The following is an 18170-nucleotide window of genomic DNA, read 5'->3' as shown; positions in this document are numbered from 1 at the left end:
GAATGACAAAACCCCGCCGTGGCGGGGTTTTGATTATGCGTCAAAAACGAACTTCTGGCTGAATCCGTTCACGCGTAGCGACGCAGACGTGTCGCGAATTCCTGCAATGCATGAATGCCGCTTTGCTCGGCACGATGGCACCAGTTCTGCAACTGCCCCAGCAACTGCTCGCGCGATGCATTCGAACGATCCCAGATACCGGCCAGTTCACGGCGCAGTTCGTAGTACGTTTTCACGGCATTGCTGTGCGCGAAAATCTCGCCCAGTTGCTGCTTCTGCGGCTCTTGCAGCGACGCTTCGTCGTGATGCAGCCACTTGCGTGCGCCGCGGAACAACTGATACTCGCCGTCCTGACGCTTTTCCTTGAAGCGCGCCAGCTCTTCGCCATAGGCACGCTTGAAGGTCTTTGCGTAACGCGCCATCACTTCATAGCGGTTCGAGAGCACGGCCTGCAGCGTGTCGTCGTCGCACGCGGCCTTGATCTTCGCGAGCTTCGGCGTCGGCGCAATCTTCTTCACCTTGGCCAACCCCAGGAACGACAGCGTACGGATATACAGCCAGCCGATGTCGAACTCGTACCACTTGTTCGACAGCTTGGCCGACGTGGCGTACGTGTGGTGGTTGTTGTGCAGCTCTTCGCCGCCGATGATGATGCCCCACGGCAGCAGGTTCGTCGACGCGTCGGCGCAGTTGAAGTTGCGATAACCCCAGTAGTGGCCCAGACCGTTGACCACACCGGCGGCCCAGAACGGAATCCATACCATCTGCACGGCCCACACGGTCAGACCGATCGCACCGAACAGCGCGATGTCGATGATCATCATGAAGCTGATGCCCAAAATCGGATAACGCTTATAGATGTTGTTCTCGATCCAGTCATTCGGCGTGCCGTGGCTGAACTTGCGCAGCGTTTCTTCGTTCTTCGCTTCGGCGCGATAGAGCTCGGCGCCTTCAGCCAGCACCTTCCACAGGCCGCGCGTTTGCGGGCTGTGCGGATCTTCCGGTGTTTCGCACTTGGCGTGGTGCTTGCGGTGGATGGCAGCCCACTCGCTGGTGACCATGCCCGTGGTCATCCACAGCCAGAAACGGAAGAAATGGGCGACGACCGGATGCACGTCGAGGGCGCGGTGCGCCTGGCAACGATGCAGATAGATGGTCACGGCAGCGATCGTCACATGGGTGACGGCCAACGTAAACAATGTGATCTCCCAGCCGCTCCAGTCGAGCAGGCCGTTCGAGATAAATCCAAGGAGACTGTCCAGCAAAATATCACTCCAAACTAATCAATACGATAGCCATCACGGCGGATGCGCCGTGTCTTGTCTTGTCGGGCCGAAGCGGCCTCGAAGGCCGTCGCGTCAGGTCTCGTTCTTGCGCTCGCTTGACGCTTGGATTCGCTGGAGGTCGGCAAGTTGCGCTATGCCGGGCGAGATGGGCGGAAAACGTGCCAGTGAACGTCTGGTTTTTTGGGTTTGGGAGGCATTTTACCCGACGCACAGATGTCCGTGTGTCGCCTCCCAGCCACGCATTTTGTCGCAGGTCAACCCGGCACCATCGGCGAATAGGTCTATCGGGTCGTCTTCCCGGCGTCATCCGCCTGTGGCTGCGCCACTTCAGGCGCCGAGGGAGCCGCCGCTTCAGACGCCACCCCGGGCAATCCGGCCGGCAGCGCCGGCAGATTGCCCGGATGGACCGCTTCCGCAGGGATACCGTCGGCCCAGTCATTCAGGATGCGTATTTCGCGCTGAGCATACGGAATTTCAATACCGTGTTCACGAAATGTGCGCCAAATCCGCAAATTAATCGTCGAGCGGATGCCGCCACTGCCCTGCGCGGGATCCTGCACCCAAAAACCCATTTCGAGGTCCATCCCATCGGCACCGAAATTCAGCAGCAACGCCGACGGCGCCGGATCGCTCAGCACCCGGGGCACATCTTCTGCCGCCTTGAGCATCAGCGCCATCGCCAGCTCCACGTCGGCGCTGTAGGCCACCTGCACGTTCACCTTGGCGCGACCGCGGGTTTCGGTAAACGAATGATTCTGTACGACGTTCGTCACGAGCTGTTCGTTCGGCACCAGCGCTTCGACGCCATCCAGCCCGCGCACGACCGTATATCGCGTGTTGATCTGCGAGACCGTGCCGTGATACGGCGCAACCGTAATCAGATCGCCGAGGCGCACGGAACGATCGAGCAGAATGATGAAACCCGACACGAGGTTCGACGCGATCTTCTGCAAGCCGAAGCCCAACCCCACACCAAGCGCGCCGCCGAACACCCCCAGCACGGTGATGTCGATGCCCACGAACGACAGCGTGGCGAGCACGGCAATCAGCGTGAGCAGGCCTTTGACCAGCCGCGAGAGCACCACTTTCAGGTTGCCGTCGAGGGTGGTCGTGCGCATGATCCGGTCTTCGATCAGCGAGCCGACCCACATTGCCAGCACCAGCGTCACACCGACCCAGAGCAGGCCGGACAGGATCGAGAGCAGCGTCAGATGGCTCGTGCCCACCGCGAAACTCACGCTGCCGAGCCATTTGAGAATGTCGTCGTGCACGCCGAGCACATAGGCCAGCATCGACAGCCACGCGAGCGTCGTGAACACGCGCTCGAAAACCTTCAGCAACCCCGACGCGTGCGGCGACGACGCGAACAGCCGGCGCGCGAAGTAGAACGCGAGATAGATGAGCGCGGTGCCGAACAGTGGCACTTCGGCGAGCTTCAGCAGCGAGACGTGCATGTGCTCCTGAAGCACCACCCGCGTGAGCGCCACGCACATCCAGCCGAACATCGGGAAGAACGAGCGACGCAGGCTCGACGACCCCGCCCGCCGCGCCGGCGCAACCCGCTCGAAGTGGCGTTCGAGCCGGCCGATCATCCAGTGTCGCAGCGCGAACGCGACAGCCAGTGCGCCCGCGAGCGCGACAACCTGCCAGATGAACTGCGAGTCGCCGACATCGCGGACGACGTCCCGCACCAACCTCGCGAAAGCCGGACTTTCCTGCATCGCTATCTCTCTTCTTGTTGTTAGCCGATGTCAGCTCACGCTGCGCACCGGGACATCGCTCAAGCTTTTGCTGCCGGACGACGCTCGAACACCGCGGCGAAAAAGCCGTCGGTGGCATTGCGGTTAGGCAGCAACTCGAGGTATTCGCCCGTGTCCAGCGCGATTTTCTGCGACGCCAGCAATTCGTTCGCGGGCACCAGCACGAAGTCCGGATGCCCAGCGGCAAACGCCTGGGCAATCGCGGTGTTCTCTTCGTTGAGCAGGCTGCACGTCGCGTACACGAGACGGCCGCCCGGCTTCACCAGACGCGCGGCGCTCGCGAGGATCGACGTCTGCTTGTGCGTGAGTTCCTCGACCGACTGCGGCGACTGACGCCACTTCAGGTCCGGATTGCGGCGCAACGTGCCGAGCCCGCTGCACGGCGCGTCGACCAGCACGCGGTCGATCTTGCCCGCCAGACGCTTGATCTTGCTGTCGTTCTCGCTATCGATCATCACCGGATAGACGTTCGACAGCCCGCTGCGCGCCAGACGCGGCTTGAGCTTCGCCAGACGCTTCTCCGAGACATCGAACGCATAGAGACGCCCGGTCGAGCGCATTTGCGCGCCGATCGCGAGCGTCTTGCCGCCAGCACCGGCGCAGAAGTCGACGATCATCTCGCCGCGACGCGGTGCCACCAACTGGCACAGCAGTTGGCTGCCCTCGTCCTGCACTTCGATCGCGCCGGACATGAACAGCGGGTGCTTCTGCAACGCCGGCTTGCCCGCCAGACGAATGCCATTGGGCGCGAATGGCGTCGGCTCGGCCGAAAAGCCGTCTTCGCGCAGCTTGGCGAGCACATCGTCGCGGTTCGCCTTGATGACGTTCACGCGGCAGTCGAGCGGTGCAGGCTGATTCAATGCGGCGGCGAGCGCTTCGAGTTCCGTGCCGTCGAACCGCTTGGCCAGACGTTCGTAGAGCCATTCCGGCAAATTGGTGCGCACGCGGGCGGACAAGCTCGCCGGGTCGATCTGACCGACGTGTTCGAGCCACGTGATTTCGTCGGGCGTTGCCACCAGTTGCACCGACGCCAGGCCGCGCGTGAATGCCAGCCCGAGCAGCGCCAGACGGCGCTCCAGTGGCCCGGAGCCGCTTCCCGCGTGTTGACCGAATTCGAGCTTGCGACGCAGGATGGCGAAGACCGTCTCCGCCAGCACGCCGCGCTCACGATGACCCAGCTTGGCGTTGGCACGGAAGTACGTGCTCACAAGCGTATCGGCCGGGCCGGTGAACGTCAGTACGCTGCCGAGCAGCCGTTGCGTGTGTTCGAAGAGTGCGGGCGACAGGTGCTCGCCGCGCATGCGGGCCGTCTCCGCGGGTGGCGCCTCCGGGCGGCGGTCGTTGCGTGAACGGTCGTAGCGGTCAGGGCGCACGTAGCGCTCCTGGCGCTCGCCCGTCTGGCCCCCCTTGGACGGGTGACGTGCATCGGAGGATCGGCCGCCGGAGCGGTTACCGGAAGGATTGGCGCCATCACGGCGCTGCGTCGGGCGGGTGCTCATGCGTCCTCACCAAAAAGCCATTGCGAACATTGTGAATCGGGCGTGCCATCGGCACGGGGGGTCACCGTCACGCGGCCATCGGCCACGACCAGACGATCTTCCACGAACCAGCGAACAGCGCGCGGGTAAATGATGTGTTCCAACGGCAGAATGCGCTCGGCCAGTGTCTCGGGGGTGTCGCCCGGACGCACCGGCACGGCCGTTTGCAGCACGTACGGGCCGTGATCGAGCTCGGCCGTCACGAAATGCACGGTCGCGCCCACGATCTTGCAACCGGCTTCCAGCGCGCGGGCATGCGTTTGCAGCCCCGGGAAGGCCGGCAGCAACGACGGGTGGACGTTGATGAGCCGGCCGGCGTAGTGTTCGGTAAATTCCGGCGTGAGAATGCGCATGAACCCGGCAAGCACGACCAGATCGGGCGCGTGACGATCGATCTCGGCAGCAAGCTCGGCGTCGAAGACCTCGCGGGTCTTGCCGCGGCTGGGCACCACGGCCGTGGGAATGCCGTTTTCCTGTGCGAATGCCAGGCCTTCGGCCTCGGGACGATTGGCGATGATGGCGGCCACGCGGGCCGGCCAGCCTTCTGCGGTACAGGCCCGGACGATGGCCTGCATGTTGCTGCCTCGTCCGGAAATCAGGATGACAATGTTCTTCATCGCCGGATTTTATCATTGGCGCGGCGCACCAGACAGCGCGATCCGCGCCGCGATGGCCCCGAAGCGTTTATAATTCAACGTTCTGCGGCGCCGCAATGTCGGATCGGCCGTCCTGCGCCGACCGGGCCGAGTTGCACCGCCCCCGCCGCCACAGGCCGCCGGACGCGCAAAGCCCCGCCGCGCGGTTCATCCACCACTCAACGTCCTGTACTGACGCTTCCTTATCGTGCGAGTCTTCCGGGGTCTACCCAACGCGCAAAGCAAAGCGCCCTGCGTGCTGACGATCGGTAATTTCGACGGCGTGCACCTGGGCCACCAGGCACTGCTCGCGCGCGTGCGCGCGGCAGCGGCGGCGCGCGGCCTGCCGGTATGCGTGATGACGTTCGAGCCGCATCCCCGCGAGTACTTCACGCCCGAACGGGCGCCTGCGCGCATCTCCAATCTGCGCGACAAGTTCGAAGCCCTGCGCTCTCACGGCGTCGATCGTCTGGTGGTGGAACACTTCAACGCCCATTTCGCCGGACAGTCGCCCGAAGACTTCGTGCGCAACATCATCGTCGAGGGCCTGCACACCCGCTGGCTGCTCGTAGGCGACGACTTCCGCTTCGGCGCAAAACGCGCGGGCGACATCGAATATCTGCGTGACGCCGGCCGCCGCTTCGACTTCGTCGTCGAACAGATGCCGACCATTGCGCACGACGGCGTGCGCATTTCCAGCTCGGAAGTGCGCGCAGCACTCGCCGAGGGCAACTTCGAGCGCGCCCACGCGCTGCTCGGCCGCCCGTACGCCATTACGGGCCACGTCGTGCACGGCATGAAGCTCGGTCGCAAGCTGGGTTTTCCGACGCTCAATCTGCGCATCGCCCACAAGCATCCGGCCCTCTCGGGCATTTTCGTGGTGCAGGTGCATGGTCTGGCAGACAGACCGCTGCCCGCCGTGGCGAGCCTGGGCCTGCGCCCGACCGTGGACGATTCCGGTCGCGTGCTGCTCGAAGTGCATCTGCTCGACTTCATGGGCGATTGCTACGGCAAGCTGGTGCGCGTGGAGTTTTTGCAGAAACTGCGCGACGAGGCGAAATTCGACGGCCTGGCCGAACTCGAAGCCGCCATCGCGCAGGACACGCGCGAGGCGCGCGCCTATTTCGCCCATGCGCTCGACGCGAACAGCCCGAGCGCACGACGCGACTTCGCCACCTCGGCCACGGACCGAATTAGTTGATCTTCGCCCGCGTGCGCCGGCGCCCAGCGCCTCGCGCGCGGCCCGCCGCCGCCCCCGGCACCTGCCCGGGCGTTGCATCTCCCGGCTCACAAGGCCTTTGCAACGCCACCGGCGCGAGCGCCCCACACCGACATTCCAAAATTCGTAGCGAAGCACCATGAGCGAAAAGAAAGCCCCGAGCAAATATCCCGTCAACCTGCTGGACACGCCGTTCCCGATGCGTGGCGACCTGCCCAAGCGCGAGCCGCAGTGGGTCAGGCAATGGCAGGAAAAGAAGATCTACGACAAGATCCGCAAGGCCAGCAAAGGCCGTCCGAAGTTCATCCTGCATGACGGCCCGCCGTATGCGAACGGTGACATCCACATCGGCCACGCGGTCAACAAGATCCTCAAGGACATGATCGTCAAGGCCCGCAGCCTCGCGGGCTTCGACGCCGCCTACGTGCCGGGCTGGGACTGCCACGGCATGCCCATCGAAATCCAGATCGAAAAGCAGTTCGGCAAGCACCTGCCGGTGCGCGAAGTGCAGGAAAAGGCACGCGCCTACGCCGCAGTGCAGATCGAGCGCCAGAAGGCGGATTTCGAGCGCCTGGGTGTGCTCGGCGACTGGGACAACCCGTACAAGACGATGAACTTCTCCAACGAAGCGAACGAGCTTCGTGCGCTCGGGAAGATTCTGGAGAACGGTTATGTGTATCGCGGTCTGAAGCCGGTGAACTGGTGCTTCGACTGCGGCTCGGCGCTGGCCGAAGCTGAGGTCGAGTACAAGGACAAGACCGATCTGGCCATCGACGTCGGCTTCGCCTTCGCCGAACCGGAAAAGGTCGCGCAGGCGTTCGGGCTGCCGAAGCTGCCGCGTGAAGACGGATACATCGTCATCTGGACGACGACCCCATGGACGATCCCGTCGAACCAGGCGCTCAACGTGCACCCGGAAGTCGAGTACGCCCTCGTCTCGACCGAGCGCGGCCTGCTGATCCTCGCGACCGAGCGCGTCGAAGCGTGTCTGAAGACGTACGGCTTGCAAGGCGACATCGTCGCCCGCACGAAGGGTGAAGCGCTCTCGCTGATCCGCTTCCGCCACCCGCTCGCCACGGCCGACGCCGGTTACGATCGCACCTCGCCGATCTATCTCGGCGACTACGTGACGACCGATACCGGCACCGGTATCGTGCACTCGGCCCCGGCCTATGGCGTGGAAGACTTCGTGTCGTGCAAGTCGCACGGCATGCCCGACGCAGACATCCGCATGCCGGTGCTCGGCGACGGCCACTATCAGGACAGCCTGCCGCTGTTCGGCGGCCAATCGATCTGGGACGCCAACCCGCAGATCGTCGAAACGCTGCGCGAAGCGGGCTCGCTGTTCCACTCGTTCAAGTACACGCACAGCTACATGCACTGCTGGCGTCACAAGTCCCCGATCATCTATCGCGCAACGAACCAGTGGTTCGCGGGCATGGATGTGAAGCCGGTCGACAGCGCACCGGGCGACGGCCAGACCCTGCGCGAGATCGCACTCGCCGGCATCGAAGCCACCGAGTTCTTCCCGTCGTGGGGCAAGCAGCGTCTGCACAACATGATCGCGCACCGCCCAGACTGGACGCTCTCGCGTCAGCGCCAATGGGGCGTGCCGATGGCGTTCTTCGTGCACAAGGAAACCGGTGCCTTGCACCCGCGCACGCCCGAGCTGCTCGAAGCCGTGGCCAAGCGCGTGGAAACCGAAGGCATCGAAGCCTGGCAGACGCTCGACCCGGTCGAGCTGCTCGGCGACGAGGCCAAGGATTACGTGAAGAACCGCGACACGCTCGACGTGTGGTTCGACTCGGGCACCACCCACTGGCACGTGCTGCGCGGCTCGCACGCCCATGAGCTGGGCTTCCCCGCCGACCTGTATCTGGAAGGCTCGGACCAGCATCGCGGCTGGTTCCACTCGTCGCTGCTCACGGCGTCGATGCTCGACGGCCGTCCGCCCTACAAGGCGCTGCTCACGCACGGCTTCACGGTCGACGGTCAGGGCCGCAAGATGTCGAAATCGGTCGGCAACACCATCGTGCCGCAGGAAGTCGCGGGCAAGCTGGGCGCCGAAATCATCCGTCTGTGGGTGGCGTCGACCGACTATTCGGGCGAACTGTCGATCTCGGACGAAATCCTCAAGCGCGTGGTCGAAAGCTACCGCCGTATCCGCAACACGCTGCGCTTCCTGCTCGCGAACCTGGCCGATTACGACCACGCGAAGCACGCCATGCCCGCGGATCAGTGGCTGGAGATCGACCGCTACGCCGTGGCGCTCGCCCAGTCGCTGCAAACCGAAGTCCTCGGCCACTACGACCGTTACGAGTTCCACCCGGTCGTCTCCAAGCTCCAGACGTTCTGCTCGGAAGACCTCGGCGGCTTCTACCTCGACATCCTGAAGGATCGTCTGTACACGAGCGCGCCGGACGCCCCGGCACGCCGCGCTGCCCAGAACGCGCTGTATCACATCACACACGGGCTGCTCAAACTGATGGCGCCGTTCCTGTCGTTCACCGCGGAAGAAGCGTGGCAAGTGTTCCAGCCGGGCAACGACACGATCTTCACCGAGACGTACTATGCCTATCCGGAAGTCACGGAAGGCACGCGTCTGCTCGAGAAGTGGCACCTGCTGCGCACGGTGCGCGGCGACGTCACCAAGGCGCTCGAAGAAGCCCGCGCGGCCGAGAAGATCGGTTCGTCGTTGCAGGCGGAAGTCGACGTGCGCGTCTCGGGCCGCAAGTTCGACGTGCTGGCAAGCCTCGGCGACGATCTGCGCTTCGTACTGATCACGTCGGCCGCTGCGCTCACGCAAGTCGCGACCGAAGCGGAAGAAGGCGTGGTGGTCGCACCCTCGGCGCATCAGAAGTGCGAGCGTTGCTGGCACTATCGTGAAGACGTGGGCGCAGACGCCGCCCACCCGACCCTTTGCGGACGTTGCGTGTCGAACCTCTTCGGCAGCGGCGAACATCGGAGCGCGGCATAATGGCAAGCAAGGCAGGCGCTCGTACGGGCGCAAAGCGTAATTCGGGCGGCGCCACCTTCGGGCTGGCGCCGTGGCTCGGGATTGCGATTGTCGCGATCCTGCTCGATCAGGTCACCAAGCTCACGATTCTGAAGACGTTCCAGTACGGCGAATTCCGTCCGCTGACCTCGTTCTTCAATCTCGTGCTGGTGTACAACAAAGGTGCGGCGTTCAGCTTTCTGGCGGCCGCAGGTGGCTGGCAGCGCTGGTTCTTCACACTGCTCGGCATCGTGGCAGCGACGGTCATCATCTTTCTGCTCAAGCGTCATAACGGCCAGAAGATGTTCTGCCTGTCGCTGTCGCTGATTCTTGGCGGTGCGCTGGGCAACGTGATCGATCGCGTGATCTATGGCCATGTGGTCGACTTTCTGGACTTTCACGTCGGCGGCTGGCACTGGCCGGCGTTCAACGTGGCCGACTCGGCCATTTGCGTGGGCGCGGTGCTGCTGGTGATCGACGAGTTGCGACGCGTGCGGCGCGGCAAATAGCGCAAACCAGCATCGCCGCGACACGATCCCTTCACCGTGCAACGCACGACGACGGATCGGCGCAAAAGAAGCAGGCAAACACCGTCGCGGCGCCCAGGAGGCGCCGCGCGGCACTTTGGAGGAGGCTTTCCCATGGAACGTGTTGAACGTGTGGAATGCGGCGAACTGACGGGCAAGACCATCGTTCTCGGCCTGACGGGCGGCATCGCCTGCTACAAATCGGCCGAACTTACCCGGTTGTTCATCAAGGCCGGGGCGACGGTGCAGGTCGTCATGACCGAAGCCGCCACGCAATTCATCACCCCGCTCACGATGCAGGCGCTCTCGGGGCGCCCCGTCTTCACGAGTCAGTGGGACAGTCGCGTCGACAACAATATGGCGCACATCGACCTCTCGCGCGAGGCCGACGCCATTCTCATCGCCCCCGCCTCCACCGACTTCCTCGCCAAGCTCGCGCACGGCATGGCAGACGATCTGCTCTCCACGCTGTGTGTGGCGCGCGACTGTCCGCTGCTGGTCGCGCCCGCGATGAATCGTCAGATGTGGGCCAATCCGGCCACGCAGCGCAATGCGGCAACGCTGCGCGGCGACGGCGTCACGATCCTCGGTCCCGGCAACGGCGATCAGGCATGCGGCGAAATCGGCGACGGGCGGATGCTCGAACCGGAAGAACTCTATGAAGCGCTCGTCGGTTTCTTCCAGCCGAAGCGCCTTGCCGGGCGTCGGGTGCTGATGACCGCCGGGCCCACGTTCGAGCCGATCGATCCAGTGCGCGGGCTGACCAATCTGTCGAGCGGCAAGATGGGCTTCGCCCTCGCGCGCGCGGCCGCACAAGCGGGGGCCGACGTGCATCTCGTGGCGGGCCCGAGCGCCCTCGCAACGCCCTACGGCGTGATGCGCAGCAACGTCCAGACCGCTCAGCAGATGTACGACGCCGTGATGGCCGACGTGTCGCACAACGACATCTTTATCGCGGTGGCAGCCGTGGCCGACTGGCGCGTGCGCGACGTGGCCCACGACAAGATCAAGAAGACCGGCGACGCCGACGTGCCGACGCTCGAATTCGTCCAGAATCCGGACATTCTCGCGGCCGTGGCGCAACTGCCGAAGCCCCCGTACTGCGTGGGGTTCGCTGCCGAGTCGGGCGATCTGGAAAAGCATGGCGCGCAAAAGCGCCAGCGCAAGCACGTGCCGCTGCTCGTGGGCAATCTGGGGCCGGCCACGTTCGGGCAGGACGATAACGAAGTGATTCTGTTCGACGAAGCCGGTCAGAAGCGTCTGCCGCGTGCCGACAAGCAATCGCTCGCGCGCAGCCTGATCGTGGAGATCGCCGCACGCTTGCCGTCGCGCGCGCCGGGTTAAGCCCCACCTGCCTCTACCCTTGCCTCGGCCGCACCCGCCGGGGCAATACCCCTACCGTCAGTCCGTCTGTCATTGTCGTTGTCCGGCGACGCTGACAGACTCTGGCAGGGACGTCGGGCCGCACGCGAAGCGCCACACGACCTGCCGCCGTCAGTACCGGCCTTCGGGCCACCGCACACGATAACAATCAAAATGACGCAACCTCCTTCCTCCGCGCGGCCAGACGTGAGTGTCTACGGGACACTCAGCATGCTCGCCGCCATCATGTTCTTCGGGTTCATGACGATCGGCATGCCGCTGCCTGTGCTGCCGGTGTACGTCCATGAAACGCTCGGCTACGGCTCGTTCGTGGTCGGGGTGACCATTGGTATTCAGTCGGTCGTCACGCTACTGCTGCGCTCCTATGCCGGACGCACCGTCGACACCCGCGGCCCGCGCCACGCGGTGCTCACCGGCCTGTGCGGTTGCGCCGTGGCGGGGGTGCTGTATCTCGTCGCCTCGATGATGCCGACCCCGTCGCTGGCGCTGGGCGTTCTGCTTGCCGGACGCGTGGTGCTCGGCTTCGGCGAAAGCCTGCTGCTCACCGGCGGCATGTCGTGGGGCATCGGCCTGCTCGGCGCCGCGCACGCGAGCAAGGCGATCTCGTGGCAAGGCGTGTCGATGTACACCGCCATCGCCACCGGCGCGCCGTTCGGCGCTTACCTGTTGCAGACGACAGGCTTCACCGTCGTCTCGCTCGTGAACATCGGCTTGCCCGCCATCGCCTTCGCCATCGCCCTGCGTTTGCCGGCGGCGGCGCCCGTAGGCGGCGCCCGTCTGCCGTTCTTCAAGGTGGTCGGACTGGTGTGGCGTCCCGGTCTCGCCATGACGCTCGGGAGCATCGGCTACGCCGTGATCGCCGCGTTCATCACGCTGTACTACGCGAGCCACGGCTGGTCGGGCGCCGCGTACGCGCTCACGCTCTACAGTGGTACCTTCATCGCCATGCGGGTGCTGTTCGCGCACGCCGTCGACCGCTTCGGCGGACGTCGCGTTGCGATGGGCTCGCTCGTCTTCAGCGCCCTCGGACAATTCCTGCTGTGGGGCGCGGTGAGCCCGCATATGGCGCTCGTCGGCGCGGGGCTCACCGGGCTGGGCTTCTCGCTGGTATTCCCGGCGCTCGGCGTGGAAGCGCTGCGCTCGGTGCCGCCGCAGAACCGGGGCGCGGCACTCGCCGCCTACTCCGCGTTCTTCGATCTGGCGCTCGGCCTGATCGGCCCCATGGCGGGGCTCGTCGCGAACTTCTTCGGCTACGCTTCGATCTTCCTTTGTGGTGCCCTCGGCGGCATCGTCGCCATTCTGATGATTGCGCGCCTGCCGCATGCAGGCCCCGGCATGGCACCGGTGGATTCGTCCGCCGGTCGCGGCCACTGATGCTCCACGACTATGCGGCGACGCAGGCATGGCGTCGCCACGGAGCCCAGCCCCCATGAATCAACCCTCTTCGCGCATCAAGCTGTCGATTCTCGATCAAACGCCGGTGATTCACGGCCATAGCGTGGCGGACGCCATCGCGGCGACCGTCGACCTGGCGCAAGCCGCCGACGACCTCGGCTACACGCGCTACTGGTGCGCCGAGCACCACGGGCTGCGCGGCGTGGCCAACCCCGCGCCGGAAGTCATGATTGCCCGGCTGGCCAGTGTGACGAAGCGCCTGCGGGTCGGCTCGGGCGGCGTCATGCTGCCGTACTACAGCCCGTTCAAGCTGGCCGAGCAATTTCTGATGCTCGAAGCGCTGTTCCCAAATCGCATCGACCTTGGCGTCGGACGCGCACCGGGCGGCGACATGCGCACGGCACGCGCCGTCGCGAAAGGCCCATACGACGCGGGCGAGCACTTTCCGCAGCAAGTGGCCGAACTGGCCCGGCTTTTCGGCGACACGTTGCCCGACGATCATCCGTATCGCGGTGTGCTGCTGCAACCGGCGGTGCAAACGCGGCCTGAACTGTGGGTGCTGGGATCGAGCGAGTTCGGCGGCCTGCTCGCCGCGCAGCTCGGCCTGCGCTACTGCTTCGCCCATTTCATCAACGCCCATTACGGCCATCGCGTGACGCAGACCTATCGCGAACGTTTCACAGCGGGGCAGATGGAAAAGCCTTACTGTTCGGTGGCGCTGTTCGTCATTTGCGCCGACACGGACGCCGAGGCGGAAGCACTGGAAGCGGGCGTGGATCTGCGTCGCGTGCAGATGGCGTACGGCATGAACGAACCGATTCCGAGCCTCGAGCAAGGCGCACAGGCCAAGCCGCAATACCGGGATCGAGAACTGTCCGTGATCGCGCGGGAGAAGCCGCGTAGTATCATCGGCACCCCGGAGCGCGTGACCGAACGCGTGCTGGCGTTGCAGGCACAGTTCGAGGCCGACGAGATTACCGTGCTGACGGTCGCCGGCAGCTATCGCGCGCGTTTGCGCTCGCACGAATTGCTTGCACAGGCCTTTTCGCTTCGCGCCGAAGATTGATCGCCGTAAAACTTTCGGTGACGCTTGTCACGCCCCGATGCCCGTGCGCCAACTGCCCGGGCTGGATTTTTTCGATTGACCCGCCCCAATTCAACGCCATAACGCCATGAAACTCGACGTCAAGATTCTCGACGAACGCCTGCGCTCGCAGTTGCCCGCCTACGCCACGCCGGGCAGCGCCGGTCTCGATCTGCGCGCGTGTCTCGACGCGCCGATGACCATCGCCCCGGGCCAGACGGTGCTCGTGCCGACAGGTCTGGCCATCCATCTGGCCGATGCAGGCTATGCCGCGCTGGTCCTGCCGCGCTCGGGCCTCGGCCACAAGCATGGCATCGTGCTCGGCAATCTGGTCGGTCTGATCGACTCGGACTATCAGGGCCAGTTGATGGTCTCGACCTGGAACCGCGGCAACGCGCCGTTCGTGCTCAATCCGTTCGAGCGTCTGGCCCAGTTGGTGATCGTGCCGGTGGTGCAGGCCGAGTTCAACATCGTCGACGAATTCCCGGAAAGCGACCGCGGTGAGGGGGGCTTCGGCAGCACCGGCAAGCACTGAGGTTTTGTCGCCGATACCCGCGAATATCGGCGACCGTCATAAAAAAGCGCCGCAAATGCGGCGCTTTTTCTTTCAGACAGGGCAGGCGATACCGTAACGGTTACTCGACCTCGGCCGCTTCCGGCTGTGCCTTGGTGTTGCCGTCCTCCGGGAAGGACAGTTGCACCTGATCGTGCTCGTCGAGATCCACGGTCACACGACCGCCGTTGGTCAGACGCCCGAACAGCAGTTCGTCGGCCAGCGCACGACGGATCGTGTCCTGAATCAGACGCTGCATCGGGCGCGCGCCCATGAGCGGATCGAAGCCCTTCTTCGAGAGGTACGTGCGCAGCTTGTCGGTGAAGACAACCTCGACCTTCTTCTCGTGCAACTGATCTTCGAGCTGGATGAGGAACTTGTCGACCACGCGCAGGATGATCTGCTCGTCGAGCGGCTTGAAGCTGATGATCGCGTCCAGACGGTTACGGAACTCCGGCGTGAACATGCGCTTGATGTCGGCCATCTCATCACCGGCCTGGCGCTCGTTCGTGAAGCCGATGCTCGCACGGTTGATCGTCTCGGCGCCCGCGTTCGTCGTCATGATGATGATGACGTTACGGAAATCCGCCTTGCGACCGTTGTTGTCCGTGAGCGTGCCGTGATCCATCACCTGAAGCAGCACGTTGAAGATGTCCGGATGCGCCTTCTCGATTTCGTCGAGCAGCAGCACGCAATGCGGCTTCTTGGTGATGGCTTCGGTAAGCAGACCGCCCTGATCGAAGCCCACGTAGCCCGGAGGCGCGCCGATCAGACGGCTCACCGCGTGGCGCTCCATGTACTCCGACATGTCGAAGCGAATCAGTTCGATGCCGAGCGTGAACGCGAGCTGCTTGGCGACTTCGGTCTTGCCGACGCCGGTCGGGCCCGAAAACAGGAACGCGCCGATCGGCTTGTCCGTCTTGCCCAGTCCGGCGCGCGACATCTTGATCGCGGCCGACAGCGCGTCGATGGCCGGGTCTTGCCCGAACACCACGCTCTTCAGGTCGCGATCGAGGGTCTGAAGTTTGCCGCGATCGTCTGCCGACACGCTCTGTGCCGGAATACGTGCAATTTTTGAGACGATTTCCTCGATCTCGCCCTTGCCGATCGTCTTCTTCTGCTTGGATTTCGGCAGAATTCGCTGAGCGGCACCCGCTTCGTCGATCACGTCGATGGCCTTATCGGGCAGGTGGCGATCGGTGATGAACTTGGCCGAGAGTTCGGCGGCGGCCGAGAGTGCGCTCGACGAATACTTCACGCCGTGATGCTCTTCGAAACGCGACTTCAGGCCACGCAGAATCTGCACGGTCTGCTCGACGGTCGGCTCGTTCACGTCGATCTTCTGGAAACGGCGCGACAACGCGGCGTCCTTCTCGAAGATGCCGCGATACTCGGTGAAGGTCGTCGCGCCGATACACTTGAGCTGCCCCGACGACAACGCCGGCTTGAGCAGGTTCGAGGCATCGAGCGTGCCGCCCGACGCGGCGCCCGCGCCAATCAGCGTATGAATTTCGTCAATGAACAGGATCGCGTTGTTACGCTCCTTGAGTTCCTTGAGCACCGCCTTCAGGCGTTGCTCGAAGTCGCCGCGGTACTTGGTACCGGCGAGCAGCGCGCCCATGTCCAGCGAGTAGACCGTGGCATCCTGCAGAATCTCGGGCACTTCGCCGCGCGTGACGCGCCAGGCGAGGCCTTCGGCAATAGCCGTCTTGCCCACGCCAGCCTCACCCACGAGCAGCGGATTGTTCTTGCGACGGCGGCACAGCACCTGCACCACGCGCTCGACTTCCGATTCGCGTCCGATGAGCGGATCGATCTTGCCGTCGCGCGCCATCTGGTTGAGGTTCTGGGTGTACTGCGCGAGCGGGCTTTCCTTGGTATTGGCGCCCTCTTCGCCCTCGGCACCGCCTTCACCGGCCTTGGCCGATTCGCCGGACGCGCCGGTCTTGGTAATGCCGTGCGAGATGAAATTGACGACGTCCAGACGCGTCACGCCCTGCTGTTGCAGGTAGTAGACGGCGTGGGAGTCCTTTTCCCCGAAGATGGCGACCAGCACGTTGGCGCCCGTCACTTCCTTCTTGCCGTTGGAAGTGGATTGCACATGCATGATGGCGCGTTGAATCACGCGCTGGAAACCGAGCGTGGGCTGTGTGTCGACCTCGTCGCTGCCCGGCACCGTCGGCGTATTGTCGGCGATGAAGTTGCGCAGGTTCTGCCGCAAATCGTCGAGATTCGCCGCGCAGGCGCGCAATACTTCGGCAGCGGTCGGGTTATCCAAAAGGGCGAGCAACAGGTGCTCTACCGTAATGAATTCGTGTCGTGCCTGGCGCGCTTCCATAAACGCCATGTGCAGGCTGACTTCCAATTCCTGGGCAATCATGCTTCCTCCATCACGCACTGCAGCGGGTGCCCGGACTGCCTTGCATGGCTAACAACTTGCTCAACTTTGGTCGCCGCGACGTCGCGCGTAAAGACCCCACAAACTCCCCTGCCCTCACGATGGACCTTGAGCATGATCTGCGTCGCAGATTCCCGGTCCTTATTGAAATATTCCTGAATGACCATCACCACGAACTCCATCGGGGTGAAATCGTCGTTCAACAGTACCACCTTGTACATCGACGGCGGCTTGAGCTGTTGCTCCTGCCGCTCCTGTACGGTGTCGTCATGCGTTGTCGGTAAGGTTGCCATACGTGGATTCTAAACAACTCCCGGGTGCAGGAAGCAATCGGAGCCCCTATTGCCGCCTGCCGTCCGGTAGCCCACCGGATTGCCAACACTCGTCGATCACCGCGCGCGTTGTCCAGCAAGACGCCGCGCCCCCGACCACCGGGGGTGCCACACCCATATGAGTCAGCTTAACCCAAATTTCAAGGGCGTGTCTCCGCACCCCCCCTTATGCCCTCCTTGATATAAGGGTAAAACCTGATCGAGCCTAACTTCTATCGTTCAAAAAGGGCTTGACACTATTGGTAGTTAGCGAAAACAATCGACGTGGCGCTTTTCCTCTATAAGTGATTTAAAAGAAAAGATGCCTGGGTGAGCCTAAGAAGCCGCCGCCAGCCGGCGGGTTTTTCAGATGTGCTCGTTGTTGTGGTGATATGTAGTAGTCGTAATTGTTTAGGGGAAGTTTGTATGGCAACCGGTACGGTCAAATGGTTTAACGACGCCAAGGGTTTTGGTTTCATCACGCCGGACGAAGGTGGCGAAGATCTGTTCGCGCACTTCTCGGCGATCAAGATGAACGGCTTCAAGACCCTGAAGGAAGGTCAAAAGGTACAGTTTGTGGTCGTTCAGGGCACGAAGGGCAAGCAGGCTTCGGAAATCGAGGCAGCCCCCTGAGGTAGCGTAGCTCGACACATTGAAAACCCGGCTTCGGCCGGGTTTTTTATTGCGCCGCAACAATGCGCACAAATGCATTTCATTTTGGATCCGTTTTTGAATGCAAAATGCACGCAACTTTCCACTCCACGCACACCGCTTTACGGTATTTAACTGCGTTTAATACCTTATAAAACTATATTCATCACCGCATTCCACTCCGTTATTAAAAATATCCGTAATTACTCTCGTGCTGCGGAAATCAATTACGCAATTACCTGAATTGGCTAAGTAATCCTACGCAGGCGTCACACCACGAACGCCACACGTTAAGTGCCGAAAAACGATAATGTTTTAAGGATTCCGACGGCGCTTGCAGGCCTCGAAAGCCCCCCAGCATCCGGCGAATTGTTCGTTTCATTGTTGAATTTTTCGAATCGAACGATTCATGGCGCGCGTGCCGGTTCATCAGGC

14 protein-coding genes are annotated in these 18170 nt (G+C 63.3%); 8 read left to right on the top strand and 6 right to left on the bottom strand.

The window, feature by feature from the left end; translation table 11 throughout:
• Positions 1-68: 68 nt before the first annotated feature.
• From ACIPHM_RS11590 to purN, 4 genes are all read right to left on the bottom strand, one after another.
• On the bottom strand, positions 69-1265 hold the full coding sequence (locus ACIPHM_RS11590; RefSeq protein WP_400327931.1) for a fatty acid desaturase: 1197 nt from the start codon (positions 1263-1265) through the stop codon (positions 69-71).
• 302 nt (positions 1266-1567) lie between these two features.
• The gene (locus ACIPHM_RS11585) at positions 1568-3007 is read right to left on the bottom strand and encodes a mechanosensitive ion channel family protein (protein ID WP_400327929.1); all 1440 of its coding nucleotides are present in this window, start codon (positions 3005-3007) and stop codon (positions 1568-1570) included.
• Between the two features lie 59 nt (positions 3008-3066).
• Positions 3067-4347, bottom strand: a complete 1281-nt coding sequence (locus ACIPHM_RS11580) for an RsmB/NOP family class I SAM-dependent RNA methyltransferase (protein ID WP_400328254.1) — start codon at positions 4345-4347, stop codon at positions 3067-3069.
• A gap of 194 nt (positions 4348-4541) precedes the next feature.
• Positions 4542-5201 (bottom strand): phosphoribosylglycinamide formyltransferase, encoded by a 660-nt coding sequence (purN, locus tag ACIPHM_RS11575; protein WP_400327927.1) that lies wholly within the window; start codon positions 5199-5201, stop codon positions 4542-4544.
• Between the two features lie 226 nt (positions 5202-5427).
• On the opposite strand from purN, the gene ACIPHM_RS11570 reads away from it, so the two are divergent.
• The 7 genes from ACIPHM_RS11570 (at position 5428) to dut (ending at position 14357) form a co-directional block, all read left to right on the top strand.
• Complete coding sequence (locus ACIPHM_RS11570) at positions 5428-6420, top strand: bifunctional riboflavin kinase/FAD synthetase (protein WP_400327925.1); 993 nt, start codon at positions 5428-5430, stop codon at positions 6418-6420.
• Positions 6421-6577: 157 nt separating this feature from the next.
• A complete protein-coding gene (gene ileS / locus ACIPHM_RS11565; RefSeq protein WP_400327923.1) occupies positions 6578-9415 on the top strand; it encodes an isoleucine--tRNA ligase in 2838 nt (945 codons plus the stop codon).
• A complete protein-coding gene (lspA, locus tag ACIPHM_RS11560) occupies positions 9415-9942 on the top strand; it encodes a signal peptidase II (RefSeq protein ID WP_400327921.1) in 528 nt (175 codons plus the stop codon). The genes ileS and lspA overlap by 1 nt, the downstream gene beginning before the upstream one ends.
• A gap of 132 nt (positions 9943-10074) precedes the next feature.
• Complete coding sequence (gene coaBC / locus ACIPHM_RS11555) at positions 10075-11304, top strand: bifunctional phosphopantothenoylcysteine decarboxylase/phosphopantothenate--cysteine ligase CoaBC (RefSeq protein ID WP_400327919.1); 1230 nt, start codon at positions 10075-10077, stop codon at positions 11302-11304.
• Between the two features lie 192 nt (positions 11305-11496).
• A complete protein-coding gene (locus tag ACIPHM_RS11550) occupies positions 11497-12717 on the top strand; it encodes an MFS transporter (protein ID WP_400327917.1) in 1221 nt (406 codons plus the stop codon).
• Between the two features lie 55 nt (positions 12718-12772).
• The gene (locus tag ACIPHM_RS11545) at positions 12773-13804 is read left to right on the top strand and encodes an LLM class flavin-dependent oxidoreductase (RefSeq protein WP_400327915.1); all 1032 of its coding nucleotides are present in this window, start codon (positions 12773-12775) and stop codon (positions 13802-13804) included.
• 106 nt (positions 13805-13910) lie between these two features.
• Positions 13911-14357, top strand: coding sequence for a dUTP diphosphatase (gene dut / locus ACIPHM_RS11540; RefSeq protein WP_400327913.1), 447 nt, complete (start codon positions 13911-13913; stop codon positions 14355-14357).
• Between the two features lie 100 nt (positions 14358-14457).
• Here the strand turns inward: dut and clpA are convergent, their stop codons facing one another.
• Positions 14458-16755, bottom strand: coding sequence for an ATP-dependent Clp protease ATP-binding subunit ClpA (gene clpA, locus ACIPHM_RS11535; protein WP_400327911.1), 2298 nt, complete (start codon positions 16753-16755; stop codon positions 14458-14460).
• On the bottom strand, positions 16752-17066 hold the full coding sequence (gene clpS / locus ACIPHM_RS11530; protein ID WP_010807118.1) for an ATP-dependent Clp protease adapter ClpS: 315 nt from the start codon (positions 17064-17066) through the stop codon (positions 16752-16754). The genes clpA and clpS overlap by 4 nt, the downstream gene beginning before the upstream one ends.
• A gap of 444 nt (positions 17067-17510) precedes the next feature.
• Here clpS and ACIPHM_RS11525 point away from each other — a divergent pair, with 444 nt between their 5' ends.
• Positions 17511-17717 carry a cold-shock protein gene (locus tag ACIPHM_RS11525; protein WP_400327909.1) on the top strand — a complete coding sequence of 69 codons (207 nt, stop codon included), beginning with the start codon at positions 17511-17513 and terminating at the stop codon, positions 17715-17717.
• Positions 17718-18170: the final 453 nt, after the last annotated feature.

This window comes from Pandoraea sp. NPDC087047 (assembly GCF_044745225.1).
GTDB lineage: Bacteria > Pseudomonadota > Gammaproteobacteria > Burkholderiales > Burkholderiaceae > Pandoraea.
The sequence above is the reverse complement of the archived record's forward strand: the minus strand, read 5'-3'. Positions and strand labels throughout refer to the sequence as shown.